The sequence below is a fragment of the Pseudomonas sp. Pc102 genome (assembly GCF_018408275.1).
Classification (GTDB): Bacteria; Pseudomonadota; Gammaproteobacteria; order Pseudomonadales; family Pseudomonadaceae; genus Metapseudomonas; species Metapseudomonas tohonis.
The window spans coordinates 4,061,044-4,075,055 of record NZ_AP021905.1; the positions used below are offsets into that span (position 1 = coordinate 4,061,044).

General features: G+C 67.7%; 13 protein-coding genes and 6 tRNA genes. 9 read left to right on the forward strand and 10 right to left on the reverse strand.

Going from position 1 to position 14,012, the window contains the following annotated elements; translation table 11 throughout:
* The first annotated feature begins 62 nt into the window (after positions 1–62).
* From PHLH3_RS18460 to hppD, 3 genes are all read left to right on the forward strand, one after another.
* A complete protein-coding gene (locus tag PHLH3_RS18460) occupies positions 63–1,379 on the forward strand; it encodes an MFS transporter (protein WP_213625294.1) in 1,317 nt (438 codons plus the stop codon).
* Between the two features lie 235 nt (positions 1,380–1,614).
* The gene (maiA, locus tag PHLH3_RS18465) at positions 1,615–2,250 is read left to right on the forward strand and encodes a maleylacetoacetate isomerase (RefSeq protein ID WP_213625295.1); all 636 of its coding nucleotides are present in this window, start codon (positions 1,615–1,617) and stop codon (positions 2,248–2,250) included.
* Between the two features lie 164 nt (positions 2,251–2,414).
* The gene (gene hppD / locus PHLH3_RS18470) at positions 2,415–3,491 is read left to right on the forward strand and encodes a 4-hydroxyphenylpyruvate dioxygenase (RefSeq protein ID WP_213625296.1); all 1,077 of its coding nucleotides are present in this window, start codon (positions 2,415–2,417) and stop codon (positions 3,489–3,491) included.
* A gap of 168 nt (positions 3,492–3,659) precedes the next feature.
* On the opposite strand, the gene PHLH3_RS18475 is transcribed toward hppD, so the two are convergent.
* Entirely contained in the window at positions 3,660–4,448 is a 789-nt protein-coding gene (locus tag PHLH3_RS18475) for an IclR family transcriptional regulator (RefSeq protein ID WP_213625297.1), read from the reverse strand.
* 102 nt (positions 4,449–4,550) lie between these two features.
* On the opposite strand from PHLH3_RS18475, the gene hmgA reads away from it, so the two are divergent.
* On the forward strand, positions 4,551–5,843 hold the full coding sequence (gene hmgA / locus PHLH3_RS18480; protein WP_213625298.1) for a homogentisate 1,2-dioxygenase: 1,293 nt from the start codon (positions 4,551–4,553) through the stop codon (positions 5,841–5,843).
* Between the two features lie 3 nt (positions 5,844–5,846).
* Positions 5,847–7,142 carry a fumarylacetoacetase gene (gene fahA, locus PHLH3_RS18485; protein ID WP_213625299.1) on the forward strand — a complete coding sequence of 432 codons (1,296 nt, stop codon included), beginning with the start codon at positions 5,847–5,849 and terminating at the stop codon, positions 7,140–7,142.
* Between the two features lie 37 nt (positions 7,143–7,179).
* Here the strand turns inward: fahA and PHLH3_RS18490 are convergent, their stop codons facing one another.
* From PHLH3_RS18490 to PHLH3_RS18500, 3 genes are all read right to left on the reverse strand, one after another.
* Positions 7,180–7,794 carry a LysE family transporter gene (locus PHLH3_RS18490; RefSeq protein WP_213625300.1) on the reverse strand — a complete coding sequence of 205 codons (615 nt, stop codon included), beginning with the start codon at positions 7,792–7,794 and terminating at the stop codon, positions 7,180–7,182.
* 78 nt (positions 7,795–7,872) lie between these two features.
* Positions 7,873–8,664 (reverse strand): AraC family transcriptional regulator, encoded by a 792-nt coding sequence (locus PHLH3_RS18495; protein WP_213625301.1) that lies wholly within the window; start codon positions 8,662–8,664, stop codon positions 7,873–7,875.
* A gap of 48 nt (positions 8,665–8,712) precedes the next feature.
* Entirely contained in the window at positions 8,713–9,456 is a 744-nt protein-coding gene (locus PHLH3_RS18500) for a sulfite exporter TauE/SafE family protein (RefSeq protein ID WP_213625302.1), read from the reverse strand.
* 109 nt (positions 9,457–9,565) lie between these two features.
* Here PHLH3_RS18500 and PHLH3_RS18505 point away from each other — a divergent pair, with 109 nt between their 5' ends.
* Both PHLH3_RS18505 and PHLH3_RS18510 read left to right on the forward strand, forming a co-directional pair.
* Positions 9,566–10,453: a LysR substrate-binding domain-containing protein gene (locus tag PHLH3_RS18505; protein WP_213625303.1), complete on the forward strand. Its 888-nt coding sequence runs from the start codon at positions 9,566–9,568 to the stop codon at positions 10,451–10,453.
* A 210-nt stretch (positions 10,454–10,663) separates the two neighbouring features.
* Positions 10,664–11,674 (forward strand): ABC transporter substrate-binding protein, encoded by a 1,011-nt coding sequence (locus PHLH3_RS18510; RefSeq protein ID WP_213625304.1) that lies wholly within the window; start codon positions 10,664–10,666, stop codon positions 11,672–11,674.
* 57 nt (positions 11,675–11,731) lie between these two features.
* Here PHLH3_RS18510 and PHLH3_RS18515 read toward each other — a convergent pair.
* The 6 genes from PHLH3_RS18515 to PHLH3_RS18540 all read right to left on the reverse strand — a co-directional run bounded on the left by PHLH3_RS18515 (position 11,732) and on the right by PHLH3_RS18540 (position 12,293).
* Positions 11,732–11,807 (reverse strand) — tRNA-Gly (locus PHLH3_RS18515).
* Between the two features lie 7 nt (positions 11,808–11,814).
* Positions 11,815–11,890: transfer RNA gene (locus tag PHLH3_RS18520), tRNA-Glu, on the reverse strand.
* A gap of 32 nt (positions 11,891–11,922) precedes the next feature.
* Positions 11,923–11,998 (reverse strand) — tRNA-Gly (locus tag PHLH3_RS18525).
* A 7-nt stretch (positions 11,999–12,005) separates the two neighbouring features.
* A tRNA-Glu gene (locus PHLH3_RS18530) sits at positions 12,006–12,081 on the reverse strand.
* A 32-nt stretch (positions 12,082–12,113) separates the two neighbouring features.
* Positions 12,114–12,189, reverse strand: a tRNA-Gly gene (locus PHLH3_RS18535).
* Between the two features lie 28 nt (positions 12,190–12,217).
* Positions 12,218–12,293 (reverse strand) — tRNA-Glu (locus tag PHLH3_RS18540).
* Positions 12,294–12,525: 232 nt separating this feature from the next.
* On the opposite strand from PHLH3_RS18540, the gene PHLH3_RS18545 reads away from it, so the two are divergent.
* On the forward strand, positions 12,526–13,293 hold the full coding sequence (locus tag PHLH3_RS18545) for a hypothetical protein (protein ID WP_213625305.1): 768 nt from the start codon (positions 12,526–12,528) through the stop codon (positions 13,291–13,293).
* Positions 13,294–13,322: 29 nt separating this feature from the next.
* Positions 13,323–13,985 carry a glutathione S-transferase family protein gene (locus tag PHLH3_RS18550; RefSeq protein WP_213625306.1) on the forward strand — a complete coding sequence of 221 codons (663 nt, stop codon included), beginning with the start codon at positions 13,323–13,325 and terminating at the stop codon, positions 13,983–13,985.
* Positions 13,986–14,012 lie beyond the last annotated feature (27 nt).

The window sequence follows — 14,012 nt, forward strand, 5'->3', positions numbered from 1 at the left end:
TCAGGGGGACGCAAAGGCCCAGGCCAGATGCGTTCGCGACCATCGGCAGGCTCGGAGCGACCATGACCATCCAGGATATTTCCCACGCCACCTCGTCCGTCGATCCGGCGACCTTGCGCAAGGTCATCGCCGCCTCGGCCATCGGCAACTTCGTCGAATGGTTCGACTTCGCCGTGTACGGTTTCCTCGCGGTGACCATCGCCAGCCTGTTCTTCCCACCGGGCAATGCCTCCCTCGCGTTGCTGCAGACCTTCGCCGTGTTTGCCGTGTCATTCGCCCTGCGCCCGCTGGGCGGGATCGTCTTCGGCATCCTCGGGGACAAGGTCGGGCGCAAGCGCATCCTGGCCATCACGGTGTTGCTGATGGCCGCGGCCACCACCCTGATCGGCCTCCTGCCGACCTATGCGTCCATCGGCCTGCTCGCCCCGCTGCTGCTGGCACTGGCCCGCTGCATCCAGGGCTTTTCCGCCGGCGGGGAGTACGCCGGCGCCTGCGCCTTCGTCATGGAGCACGCGCCTCCCGAGCAGAAGGCCCGCTATGGCAGCTTCGTCCCGGTGTCGACGTTCATGGCCTTTGCCGCCGCCGCCGGCATCGTGTTCGGCATGGGGCTGCTCCTGTCCGAGGCCCAGATGCAGGGCTGGGGCTGGCGCGTGCCCTTCCTGGTCGCCGCGCCCCTGGGGCTGATCGGCCTGTACATGCGCCTGCACCTGGACGAGTCGCCGGCGTTCCGTGCCCTGGCGGCGGCCCCGCAGGCCGCCCACTCGCCACTGAAGGAAACCCTGCAGGGGCACGGCCGCACGATCCTCTGCCTGTCGGCCTTCATTTCCGCCACCGCGCTGTCGTTCTATACGTTCACCACCTACCTCACCACCTACATGCAGGTGGTCGGCGGTGCCTCGCGACCGACCGCCCTGCTCGCCAGTCTGATGGCCCTGCTGTTCGCCGCCTTGCTGTGCCCGCTGGTGGGGCGCTATTCGGACCGGGTCGGGCGCCGGCGCACCATCGTCACGGGGTGCGCCTGCCTGATCATCGCGGTCTACCCCGCCTTCGTGCTGGCGGCGTCGGGCAGCCTGCTGGCCGCAGCGCTGGGGGCGATGCTGCTGGCGGTGGGTGCGGTGGTCTGTGGCGTGGTGACGGCCGTGCTGCTGTCCGAACAGTTCCCGACGCAGGTGCGCTACACCGCCTCGGCATTTACCTACAACCTGGCGTACACGGCCTTCGGGGGCACCGCACCGCTGGTGGCGACCTGGCTGATCGAGCAGACCGGCGACCGCCTGTCACCGGCCCTCTACCTGATCGCCATTGCCCTGCTGGCGCTGGCCGGTGGCCTGGCACTGCCGGAGTCGTCAAAACGCTCACTGGATTACCAGCCGGAGTGAAGGCCCGCTCGCCTGCCGTCATCCCAGGCTTCCGGCAACACCCAAGCCTGGGTCACGGCGACGGAACATCCGCCCCGCCAGGGGGCTCGAACGAACAGGCGCAACAGGCACATGGATTATTCGAACGTCGGACTTGCCGCAGCGTCAAAAATTACGCAGAGTGTAAATAGATTATGAAAACAACAGCGTCAGCGGTGAGCCTGCCGACCGACGCGCTGCCCTGCGAGTGCCTGCCATGGACCTGTACACCTACTACCGCTCCACATCGTCCTACCGCGTGCGCATCGCGCTCGCGCTGAAGGGGCTGGAGGTCCGGCACGTACCGGTCAACCTGATCCGCGACGGCGGCGAGCACCATCAGCCGGCCTACCGCGCGATCAACCCCCAGGGCCGCGTCCCCGCCCTGCGCACCGACTCCGGCGAGGTGCTGATCCAGTCACCCGCCATCATCGAATACCTCGAAGAGACCCACCCGCAGCCGCCCCTGCTGCCGGGCGATGCGCTGCAGCGCGCACGCCAGCGCCAGGTCGCCGCGCTGATCGGCTGCGACATCCACCCGCTGCACAACGTCGCGGTGCTCAACCGCCTGCGCAAGATGGGCACCGACGAGGACGGCGTGAACGCCTGGATCGGCCACTGGATCAGCGAAGGCCTGGCCGCCGTCGAAGCACTGATCGGCGACGACGGCTTCTGCTTCGGCGCCCAGCCGGGCCTGGCGGATGTCTATCTGCTGCCCCAGCTCTACGCCGCCCGACGCTTTGCCGTGGACCTGGCGAGCTACCCGCGTATTCTCAGGGTCGAGCGCCTGGCCCTTGAACATCCGGCCTTGCGCACCGCCCACCCGGACGCCCAGGCCGACAAGCCGGCCTGAGGAGCGCACATGCAGACCCTCGGTTTCAAAGTCACCATCGGCGATTATCTCGCCCGCAGCGTGCGCGGAGTCTCCTGCGCGCCGCCATCGCACGCCTGAATCGCCGCCGTACCGACTTTCATCCGATTCAGGCGCCGCCGCGCGCCACTGCAAGGAGCCAGAACATGGCCGACATCTTTGAAAACCCCATGGGCCTGATGGGCTTCGAATTCATCGAGCTGGCATCGCCCGTGCCGAACCTGCTGGAACCGATCTTCGCCAGCATGGGCTTCACCAAGGTGGCCACCCACCGCTCCAAGGACGTGCACCTGTATCGCCAGGGCGAGATCAACCTGATCCTCAACAACGAGCCCAAGAGCCTCGCGTCCTATTTCGCCGCCGAACACGGCCCGTCCGTATGCGGCATGGCCTTCCGCGTGAAGAATGCGCACCAGGCCTACGCCCGTGCCCTGGAGCTGGGCGCCCAGCCGATCGAGATCCCCACCGGCCCGATGGAATTGCGCCTGCCGGCGATCAAGGGCATCGGCGGCGCGCCGCTGTACCTGATCGACCGCTTCGGCGAGGGCTCGTCCATCTACGACATCGACTTCGAGTTCATCGAAGGCGTGGACCGCAACCCCAAGGGCGCGGGGCTGAAGATCATCGACCACCTGACCCACAACGTGTACCGCGGCCGCATGGCGTACTGGGCGGACTTCTACGAGAAGCTGTTCAACTTCCGCGAGATCCGCTACTTCGACATCAAGGGCGAGTACACCGGCCTGACCTCCAAGGCCATGACCGCGCCGGACGGCATGATCCGCATCCCGCTCAACGAGGAGTCTTCCAAGGGCGCCGGGCAGATCGAGGAGTTCCTCATGCAGTTCAACGGCGAGGGCATCCAGCACGTGGCCTTCCTCACCGACGACCTGGTCAAGACCTGGGACGCGCTCAAGGCCCTGGGCATGCGCTTCATGACCGCACCGCCGACCACCTACTACGAGATGCTCGAAGGGCGCATCCCCAACCACGGCGAGCCGGTGGAGCAGCTGCAGAGCCGCGGCATCCTGCTCGACGGCTCCGCCGATGCGAACGACCGCCGCCTGCTGCTGCAGATCTTCTCGGAGACCCTGATGGGCCCCGTGTTCTTCGAGTTCATCCAGCGCAAGGGCGACGATGGCTTCGGCGAAGGCAACTTCAAGGCGCTGTTCGAATCCATCGAACGCGACCAGATCCGCCGGGGCGTGCTCGCCACCGAGTGATTCACCGCCGCAACGAAAAAGCCCGCATCAGCGGGCTTTTTCCATGGGCATCACCCGCGACTCCAGAATGGGTAAGGCGGCATCCCGCGAGCTCTGCGAACTACCACCGCACAGCGCCAACCGCATGGGTTTCGCTTCGCTCTACCCATCCTACGGACCAGGCCACGGTCAGGCCGGACGAGCACCCGCCATGCGCGCGGTGATGGATTCGGCCGCCTGCTTCAGCAGCTGCGCCGCCCGGCCGCTGGCTTCGGCCTGGAAGCCACTGGCGGCACCGACCACGGTGATCACCCCGGCGATCTGCTCGCCCACGGCGAACACCGGCGCGGAGAGCGCGTTCACTCCCGGCATCAGCAGCCCATGCACGTGATGCAGGCCGCTGGCGCGGATCTCGGCGATCTGCTTGCGCAGCGCCTTGGCGTCGGGCACGCCGGGCAGGCCGGCCTCCTCCTCGCGCAGCGGCGCCGTCTCGGCGTCAGGCAGGTAGCTGGCGAACACCAGGCCGGTGGAGGAGCCCAGCAACGGCAGCACCGAACCCACGCGGGTGACCAGGGTCACCGCGCGCAGCGGTTGCTCGACATGCACCACGGTCGGCCCCTTGTTGCCCCAGACGGCCAGGAAGCAGGTTTCGTTGAGCGCATCGCGCAGCTCCGACAGCTGCGGCGTGGCGGCCCGCACCACATCCAGCCGGCCGATGGCGGCGAGGCCGACGAACAGCGCCTCACGCCCCAGGCCGTAGTGGTTGGTGGCGGCGTCCTGTTCGGCGAAGCCGCTGGCGATCAGCGCCTGCAGGTATCGGTGGACCTTGGCCGCCGGCATGCCGACATGCTCCGCCAGGCGTGACAGGGAAGTGGCCGGCGCCAGTTCGGCGAGCCCCTTGAGAATGTCGGTGCCGACTTCAGCCGCCTGCACCTTCTGCCGCTTGGGCGCCTCGGCATCGTCCCGTTGGATGGCCATCTACTACCTCGGTTGGCAATGGAGGCGCTGTTATAGCTTGACCCCCTCAGGCTTTCAAATTACGTTATCCGTAATTCAATTACAAAAAACACAGAGGTTCTCATGAGCTCCTCACTGCCCCTCGCCTACCAGTCCGGCTTCGACAACCAGTTCACCAGCGAAGCGCTGCCGGGCGCCCTGCCCGCCGGGCAGAACTCACCCCAGCGCGCGCCCTACGGGCTCTATGCCGAGCAGTTTTCCGGCACCGCCTTCACCGTGCCCCGCGCCGAGGCCCGCCGCACCTGGCTGTACCGCATCCGCCCATCCGCCGCGCACCCGCGCTTCCAGCGCCTGGAGCGGCAGATCCCCGGCCGCCAGCTGGGCCCGATCGACCCCAACCGCCTGCGCTGGGACGCCCACGACACCCCCGCCGAGCGCACCGATTTCATCGACGGCCTGCTGACCATCGCCGCCACCGCCGACCCCGAACAGGCGTCCGGCGTCAGCGTGCACATCTACCGCGCCAACACCTCGATGCAACGCGTGTTCTTCAACGCCGATGGCGAGTGGCTGATCGTCCCCGAACAGGGCCGCCTGCGCCTGGCCACCGAACTGGGCCTGCTGGACGTGGAGCCCCTGGAGATCGCGGTGATCCCGCGTGGCATGAAGTTTCGCGTCGAGCTCCTCGACGAGAGTGCCCGGGGCTACATCTGCGAGAACCATGGCGTCGCGCTGCGCATCCCCGACCTCGGGCCCATCGGCAGCAACGGCCTGGCCAACCCGCGTGACTTCCTCGCCCCGGTGGCGCATTTCGAGGATATCGACGCCCCGGTGACCCTGGTGCAGAAGTTCCTCGGCGAGCTCTGGGCCACCGAACTGGACCACTCGCCCCTGGACGTGGTCGCCTGGCATGGCAACAACGTGCCCTACAAGTACGACCTGCGCCTGTTCAACACCATCGGCACGGTCAGCTACGACCACCCGGACCCGTCGATCTTCACCGTGCTGACCTCGCCCAGCGACACCCCCGGCATGGCCAACGTCGACTTCGTGATCTTCCCGCCGCGCTGGATGGTGGCCGAGAAGACCTTCCGCCCGCCGTGGTTCCACCGCAACCTGATGAACGAGTTCATGGGCCTGATCCAGGGCGCCTACGACGCCAAGGCCGGCGGCTTCACCCCTGGCGGCGCCTCGCTGCACAACTGCATGAGCGCCCACGGCCCGGACAACGCCAGCACCACCGCCGCCATCAACGCGGAACTCAAGCCGCACAAGCTCGATCACACCATGGCGTTCATGTTCGAAACCGGCCGCGTGCTGCGCCCCACCCGCTACGCCCTGGAATGCCCGCAGCTGCAGAACGACTACGATGCCTGCTGGAACGGCATGGCCAAGACCTTCAATGGCAGGAACTGACCGATGACCCAGATAGACCAACGCCGCAGCTGGATAGCCTCCGCCAACGGCCACCCCGACTTCCCCCTGCAGAACCTGCCCCTGGGCATCTTCAGCCCGGTGGGCGGCACCCCGCGCGGTGGCGTGGCCATCGGCGAGCAGATCCTCGACCTCAAGGTCGCCACCACCACCGGCCTGTTCGAAGGTGAAGCGGCGGACGCCGCGCGCGTCGCCGCCGGGGAAGACCTCAACGCCTTCTTCGCCCTTGGCGCCAACGCCCGCCGCGCCCTGCGCCGCCAGCTGCAGGAGCTGCTCGCCGAAGGCAGCCCCGCCCAGGCGCGCCTCGAAGCCCTAGGTGCCGAACTGCTGCCGGCCGCCGTCGACTGCCAGCTGCACCTGCCGGCACGCATCGGCGACTACACCGACTTCTACGTGGGCATCCACCACGCCAACAACGTCGGCCGCCTGTTCCGCCCGGACAACCCGCTGCTGCCCAACTACAAGTACGTGCCCATCGGCTACCACGGCCGCGCGTCCACCGTGTGCGTCTCCGGCACCCCGGTGCACCGCCCCAATGGCCAGACCCTGCCGCCGGGCGCCGAAGTACCCAACTTTGGCCCGAGCAAGCGCCTGGACTACGAACTGGAGCTGGGCATCTGGATCGGCCGGGGCAACGCCATGGGCGAGGCCATCGCCATCGGCGAGGCGGAGCAGCACATCGCCGGCTACTGCCTGCTCAACGACTGGTCCGCACGCGACCTGCAGGCCTGGGAATACCAGCCGCTGGGCCCCTTCCTGGCGAAGAACTTCGCGACCACTGTCTCGCCCTGGGTGGTGACCGCCGAGGCGCTGGAACCCTTCCGTACCGCCCAGCCCGCGCGCCCGGAAGGCGACCCGCAACCGCTGCCCTACCTGCTGGACGCCAACGACCAGGCCCGTGGCGCCTTCGACATCAAGCTGGAGGTGCTGCTGCAGACCGCCGCCATGCGTGAACGCGGCCAGCAGCCGCAGCGCCTGGCCCTGAGCAACACCCAGCACATGTACTGGACCGTGGCCCAACTGGTGGCGCACCACGCGGTGGGCGGCTGCAAACTGCAGCCGGGCGACCTGTTCGGCTCCGGCACCCTGTCCGGCCCCGAGGCCGACGCCTTCGGCAGCCTGCTGGAGAGCACCTTCGGCGGCAAGCAGCCGTTGTCGCTGGCCAGCGGCGAGCAGCGCACCTTCCTGGAAAGCGGTGACGAGGTGATCCTGCGCGCCTGGTGCGAAGGCGAAGGCCGTGTGCGCATCGGCTTCGGCGAGTGCCGCGGCCGGGTGCTCTGACCCCTCCCGACGCGGGCCCATCCGGGCCCGCGCCTCTTCAGGCCAGCCCGCGCAGGGCCAGCGCCGTCATCACCAGCAACAACACCCCGCACAACCCGTGGCTGACCCGGTGCCAGGTCGGCGAGCTGTTGCGCCGCAGCCAGTCCACCAGCGCCGCGCAGAGGAAGCAGCAGGCCAGCGAGGCCGTCATGAAGCCGGCGAAGAACACGCCGGTCTGGGCCATGTCCGGCGCACCGCCGATCATTCCCGCCATCGCCGTGCCCAGGGCGCCCCAGTAGACGATGTTCTTCGGGTTGGTCAGCGAGATCGCCGCGCCGGTGAGCAGCGCTCCGCGCCCCTCGTGCTCGGTGGCGTCCCCCTCCTTCGGCAGCTGCCAGGCATCGCGCAGGCTGCGCAGCCCGAGCAAGGCCAGGTAGGCCGCGCAGGCCAGGGTCAGCGGCACGCGCACCTGCTCCTGGCCGAGCAACAGGGTCAGGCCCGCCAGGCCCAGCACCGCCCAGACCGCATCCCCCACCAGGGAACCGAACTGCACCAGCAGCGCCGGGCGGAAGCCGTGCAGCAGGCCGCGACGCAGGGTTTCGGCGAGCACGGCGCCGGGAGACAGGCAGAAGACCACGCCGAAGGCGAAGGCCGAACAGAACAGCAGGAGCATGGGAACCTCGAGCGATGAACGAGACGGATGGGCGCATTCTGCCCCCGCCCCCGCCGGCGGACTTGGACAGGATTGCACTCAGGCGTTGAAAAGACGCTTCAGCTCGCCGGGGGTGATGCCATAGGCGGCACGGAAGTGGCGGTTGAGGTGGCTCTGGTCGGCGAAGCCCAGGGCATGGGCCGTATCGGTGGCCGACCAGCCGGCACGCAGCAACCCGCGGGCGCGACGGGTGCGCAACTGCATGGCCCATTGCCGGGGGCTGAGTCCGGTGTGCTTCTGGAAGGCGCGCAACAGGTGGAACTTGCACAGGCCCAGCTCGGCGGCCAGCTCATCGAGACTCGGGCTGTCCTGCAGCCGCTCGGCCAGCAACTCCTGCACCCGCGTCACCGGCCCCATGCCTACCGCCGCTGTATCCGGCAGGGGCCCGGCGCTGCGCTGCACCAGTTGCCCGAGCCACAGCAGGAGGCGTTCCTCCGCACGCTCGCGCACCAGGGCGTCGCCGCCCAGCGCCCGCTCCACCGCGTCGGCCAGGCTGGCGGCCAGATCGGGCTGGTGGATGCAGGCGCGCTGGAACTCCACCCGCGCCAGGCCCAGGTCATCGGCCAGCTGCCCGGCGGTCACGTAGAGGCCGACATAGCGCCAGGGCTCGCCCTCCTTCACCCCGCCGCCCTGGATCTGCCCCGGGTTGTAGAGGGTGATGTCGCCCGCACCGGCACGGAAGCTGCGCCGATCCAGCCACACCTGCTCCTCGCCCACCCGATTCACGCCGATGACGCACTCGTCATGGCTGTGCTTGGCGAAGGCGTGGCCGGTGCCACTGTTGCTGGCGACTTCCAGGCGGCCGAGACAGGCCTGTCGGCTATGGAGCATGGAGGGAACTCGAGGGACGGGAGGCGCCGAGCATAACGCCCCGGCGATTCACCCGGCCAGAAGCATCAACCCGTGCAACAGCGAGTGCGCCCCCAGGGCCAGCAGGCCGAGGAAGAACAGCCGGCGGAACATGGCCTCGCTCAGGCGCCTGCGGATGCGCCGGCCGATTTCCAGGCCCAGCAGGGCCGGCAGCAGCATCAGCCAGGTGAGGCCGAGGTCCAGGCTCTGGCTGCCACCGTGGATGAACAGGCCCAGGCCCAACGCCAGGGTTGCGACGGTGAAGGACAGGCCGAGCGCTTGGATCAACACTTCGCGAGGCAGGCCCAACGCCTGCAGGTAAGGCACGGCGGGGACCACGAAGACGCCGGTAAGGCCCGTCACCAGCCCGGTGAGCAGCCCCACCAGCGCCGACCAGGCGCCCTCCCGCCGCTGCGGTGCCCGCGCGCGAAAGGACAACAGCCCGAGCCCGCCATAGACCAGCAGGCAGGCGCCGAGCGCAGCGGGAATCCAGGGGCTGGCCGATTCGACCAGCCAGCGCGTGGTCACCAGGGTGCCCAGGGCCAGCGTCAGCAGCAGCGGCCAGAGGCGACGCAGCAGCGGCAGCACCGCCGGCCTGCCGAACAGTTGCCAGAAGTTGGTCAGAAGCGAAGGCACGAGGAGCAATGCCGAAGCCTCGCCCGGCGTCATCACCACTGCCAGCAGGCCCATCGCCACAGTGGGCAGGCCCATGCCGAGCACACCCTTGACCAGGCCGGCGAGCAGGAAAACCAGAGAGGAGAAGAGCAGCAGCATGGCGGATACCGACAAGGAGGATGGCACCAGCTTGCGCGATGCCGCGCCAGGGCTGAATCTGTGATTCCCGAGCCCAGGCTACGCCCTGGACGAAGCCTGGAAGAGCACGATGCGCTACGACCTGATCGACCTGAAGCTGTTCCTCGACATCCTCGACGCCGGCAGCATCACCCGCGGCGCCGAACGCAGCCACCTCGCCCTGGCATCGGCCAGTGCGCGCCTCAAGGGGCTGGAGGAAAGCCTCGGCACAGCGCTATTCGAGCGCCAGCGCCATGGGGTCAGCCCCACGCCGGCCGGCCACGCCCTGGCCCACCACGCCCGTTCGGTGATGCACCAGCTGGAGCTGATGGCCGATGAGCTGGGCGATTTCGCCAGCGGCCTGCGCGCACGGGTCCGACTGCTGGGTAATACCGCAGCCCTGGCCGAGCACCTGCCCGGCGTGCTGGGTGACTTCCTGCTGGCGCACCCGCAGATCGACCTGGATATCGAGGAAAGGCCCAGCCACGCCATAGTCGAGGCGCTCAGCCGGGGCCAGGCGGACCTCGGGGTCCTGGCCAACAACACCGACCTGGCCGCCCTGGAAGCACGCCCCCTGCGCATCGACCGCCTGCTGCTGGTGACGCGCCTGGACGACGCGAGCCTCGATGACGGCCAGCCGCTGCACTTCGAGCAGTTGCTGGACCGCGCCTTCATCGGCCTGGGCCGGGACAACCCGCTGCAGCAGCACATCGCCGGCAAGGCCCTGGAAGCCGGTCGCCACCTCGACCTGCGCCTGCGGGTCAGCGATTTCGACGCGGTGCTGAACCTGGTGGCCCGTGGCGTGGGCATCGCCCTGGTGCCCGAGGCCACCCTGCACCGCTCCCGGGATCGCCATGCGCTGCGCGCCCTGCCCCTGGCCGATGCCTGGGCCACCCGCCAGCTGCACCTCTGCGCACGGCGCTTCGATGCCCTGACGCCGCCCGCCGCCCGCCTGGCCGAGGCCTTGCTCGGCAGCTGACAGGCAAAGAAAAGGCCGCCCGAAGGCGGCCGCAAGTGAATCAGGAGCACGATGTGTAGGCGCAAGACTAGGGCCCCATGACGACCGATTCATGTCGACGAGGTGACCGTTGCATGACGAAAGCCGCGCAGGCGCACAGGGCGCGGGCCGTCTAACCTTCGTTCCCGTAGCGGCGGGCGATGCGCCCCCCGCAAGCGATTGGAGAACCCCATGCGATCGATCAAGCACCTGCTGGGCGGCGCCCTGCTCGCCGGCGCGTTGCTGGCCCAGGGCGCAACGGCGGACCCGCGCGAGCCGATCCACTTCGGCGACCTGACGTGGGAAAGCGGCAGCCTGATCACCGAGATCCTCCGCCTGGTGGTCGAGAAGGGCTACGGCCACCCGACGGACACCCTGCCCGGCAGCACCGTCAGCCTGGAAACCGCACTGGCCCAGGACGACATCCAGGTCATAGGCGAGGAGTGGCCGGGGCGCAGCCCGGTGTGGGTCAAGGCCGAGCAGGAGGGCAAGGTGTTCGCCCTGGGCGACATCGTCAAGAACGCCGACGAAGGCTGGTGGGTACCGGCCTATGTGATTGAAGGTGACGCCGAGCGCGGCATCGAGGCGGCGGCGCCGGGGTTGCGCTCGGTGCAGGACCTGCCGCATTACAAGGCGGTGTTCCGCGACCCGGAAGCGCCGGACAAGGGACGCTTCCTCAACAGCCCCACCGGCTGGACCTCCGAGACGGTCAACAGCCAGAAGCTCAAGGCCTATGGGCTCGAGGGCAGCTACGTGAACTTCCGCACCGGCTCCGGAGCGGCCCTGGACGCAGAGATCACCTCGGCCATCCGCCGTGGCCAGCCGGTGCTGTTCTACTACTGGTCGCCGACGCCCCTGCTGGGTCGCTACAAGCTGATCAAGCTGGAAGAGCCACCCTTCGACGCCGAAGCCTGGAAGACCCTGGCCGACGCCAGCCACCCCAAACCGCGTGGCACCCGCTCACTGCCGGCGCGCCTGGCGATCGGCGTATCCGCATCCTTCCGCCAGCGCTACCCGCACCTGGTGGAGATGTTCGCCAAGGTGGACCTGCCCATCGACGGCCTGAACCAGGCGCTGGCGACCATGAGCGAAAAGCGCCAGCCGCCCCGCGATGCCGCGCGTGACTACCTGCGCGCCCATCCCGATGCCTGGAAGAACTGGCTGCCCGAAGAAGCCCGCGCCAAGGTGGCTGCCGGGCTCTGAGGGGCAAAAGACGCACAAACGAAAACGCCGCTCGAATGAGCGGCGTTTTCGTTTAACTGGAGCGGGAAACGAGACTCGAACTCGCGACCCCGACCTTGGCAAGGTCGTGCTCTACCAACTGAGCTATTCCCGCATGAAACTGGCGTCCCCTAGGGGACTCGAACCCCTGTTACCGCCGTGAAAGGGCGGTGTCCTAGGCCACTAGACGAAGGGGACAGGTAAAACCTGGCAAGCATCGCTTGTGAAACTGGAGCGGGAAACGAGACTCGAACTCGCGACCCCGACCTTGGCAAGGTCGTGCTCTACCAACTGAGCTATTCCCGCGTGAAACTGGCGTCCCCTAGGGGACTCGAACCCCTGTTACCGCCGTGAAAGGGCGGTGTCCTAGGCCACTAGACGAAGGGGACAAACAACACTTAACAAGCATTGCTTGAAAATCTGGAGCGGGAAACGAGACTCGAACTCGCGACCCCGACCTTGGCAAGGTCGTGCTCTACCAACTGAGCTATTCCCGCATTGCAACTACAACGTAACGCCATGAAGTGGCGTCCCCTAGGGGACTCGAACCCCTGTTACCGCCGTGAAAGGGCGGTGTCCTAGGCCACTAGACGAAGGGGACGCGGCCCGGAGCTTACAACAGCTTTTACGCTTTCTTCCGGCCTTCGTCGCTTTTACCCTCAGGCTTCGCGTCGAAGTGGCGCGCATTCTAGGGAGCGTTTTAGCACCCGTCAACCCTTCGGCAAAAAACTTTTAAAATCAAAGGGTTCAGGTCAAAAACTGACACGGAGCTATCAGCAGGGTGGCCAACCCTCTACACTCCCGCAGAAAACGCACACGGGAGCTGTATAAAGATGTCGCCACTCGTGATCACCCTGATGGTGATAGCCGGCCTGGTCGTACTGCTGATCATCGGCTACGCCAACCATATGGTGGAGAACAGCAAGCTGGAGAAAGCGCGCCTGCGCGCCGATCTCAACGACAGGCTGCGCCGTACCAGCGCCCTCTCCGACAGCCTGCCCGGCCAGTTCATGACCCCCGAACTGAAACTGCTGCTCACGCGTCTGCAACTGCTGTTCTGCGAGCGCTTGCTGCCGCTGGACAAGGGCAATGCCCAGCTCAAGGTCAAGGCCGAAGAATTGCGCGGCCTGGTGGCCCAGGGCGAGGCGATGCCGATCCGCAACGCGCCCCTGAAGATCGCCAACGAAGCCCAGGCCAAGGAAATCCGCTTCCAGCTGGAAACCCTGCACGGCCAGCTGACCCGCTCCGCCAAGGACGGGTTCATGCCGGTGAACGATGCCAAGCGCTGGGTCAACGAGATCCGCGGGATGCTGGTGCAGCTGCATATCGAGTTCTTCACCAACCTCGGCCTGCAGGCCCTGCAGGAAGGCCAGCCACGCCAGGCACGCCTGGCCTTCGAGCGCGGCGTACAGTACCTGCAGAAGCAGCCGGAACCCGCCCGCTACCAGAACCAGCTGCAGCAGTTGCAGAACCAGTTGGCCCGCGCCAATGCCCTGGCCCTGGACAAGCAGCCGGCCGCCGACGAACCCAGCGAGCTCGGCGAAGCGCTGAAATCCCTGGACGATGAAGACACCTGGAAGAAGAAGAACATCTACGACTGACAGGCTCCGCTCAGACAAGGACCCCCACGATGAGCATCACCCTCTACGGCGCCCCGCTCTCCCCCTTCGTGCGCAAGGTACGCCTCTTCCTCCTGGAAAAGGGGATCGACTACCAGCTCGAGATCATCACGCCCTTCGGCCAGCCCGCCTGGTACCGCGAGCTGAACCCGCTGGGACGCATCCCGGCGATGCGCGACGGTGACTTCACCCTCGCCGACTCCAGCGTCATCTGCCAGTACCTGGAGGACAAGCACGCCGACCTGCCGCCGCTCTATGGCCGCGACGCCGAGCAGCGCGCCCGGGTGCGCTGGCTGGAGAAGTACGCCGATTACGAGCTGGCACCGCTGACCACCTTCTGCGTGTTCCGCAACCGCGCGCTCAAGCCGACCATGGGCCAGCCCTGTGACGAGGCGGCCGTGCAGGCGGCGCTGCAGGACAAGCTGCCGCAGCATTTCGATTACCTGGAAAGGACGCTGGGCGACGCCGAGTTCTTCGTCGGCGCCCAGCTGACCCTGGCGGACCTGGCCCTGTGCTGCCAGCTGATCAACATGGAGCACGGCACCGAGCTGCTGGACAGCGGCCGCTGGCCGGCCCTGGCGGCGCACTACCAGCGCATCCGCGCGCGGGAGTCGGTGCAGACGGTTCTGCCCGGCGAGCAACGGACCCTGGCCAAGCTCAGCGGCGCGGCCTGACCGCCCTGCCCCGCAGAAACGAAAAAG

Coding starts and splice junctions, on each gene's coding strand:
- PHLH3_RS18495 (WP_213625301.1), bottom strand. CDS start 8,664: ATGCTCCATAGCCGACAGGCCTGTCTCGGCCGCCTGGAAGTCGCCAGC.
- PHLH3_RS18545 (WP_213625305.1), top strand. CDS start 12,526: ATGTCGCCACTCGTGATCACCCTGATGGTGATAGCCGGCCTGGTCGTA.
- PHLH3_RS18550 (WP_213625306.1), top strand. CDS start 13,323: ATGAGCATCACCCTCTACGGCGCCCCGCTCTCCCCCTTCGTGCGCAAG.
- maiA (WP_213625295.1), top strand. CDS start 1,615: ATGGACCTGTACACCTACTACCGCTCCACATCGTCCTACCGCGTGCGC.
- PHLH3_RS18510 (WP_213625304.1), top strand. CDS start 10,664: ATGCGATCGATCAAGCACCTGCTGGGCGGCGCCCTGCTCGCCGGCGCG.
- PHLH3_RS18500 (WP_213625302.1), bottom strand. CDS start 9,456: ATGCTGCTGCTCTTCTCCTCTCTGGTTTTCCTGCTCGCCGGCCTGGTC.
- PHLH3_RS18460 (WP_213625294.1), top strand. CDS start 63: ATGACCATCCAGGATATTTCCCACGCCACCTCGTCCGTCGATCCGGCG.
- PHLH3_RS18505 (WP_213625303.1), top strand. CDS start 9,566: ATGCGCTACGACCTGATCGACCTGAAGCTGTTCCTCGACATCCTCGAC.
- fahA (WP_213625299.1), top strand. CDS start 5,847: ATGACCCAGATAGACCAACGCCGCAGCTGGATAGCCTCCGCCAACGGC.
- hmgA (WP_213625298.1), top strand. CDS start 4,551: ATGAGCTCCTCACTGCCCCTCGCCTACCAGTCCGGCTTCGACAACCAG.
- hppD (WP_213625296.1), top strand. CDS start 2,415: ATGGCCGACATCTTTGAAAACCCCATGGGCCTGATGGGCTTCGAATTC.
- PHLH3_RS18490 (WP_213625300.1), bottom strand. CDS start 7,794: ATGCTCCTGCTGTTCTGTTCGGCCTTCGCCTTCGGCGTGGTCTTCTGC.
- PHLH3_RS18475 (WP_213625297.1), bottom strand. CDS start 4,448: ATGGCCATCCAACGGGACGATGCCGAGGCGCCCAAGCGGCAGAAGGTG.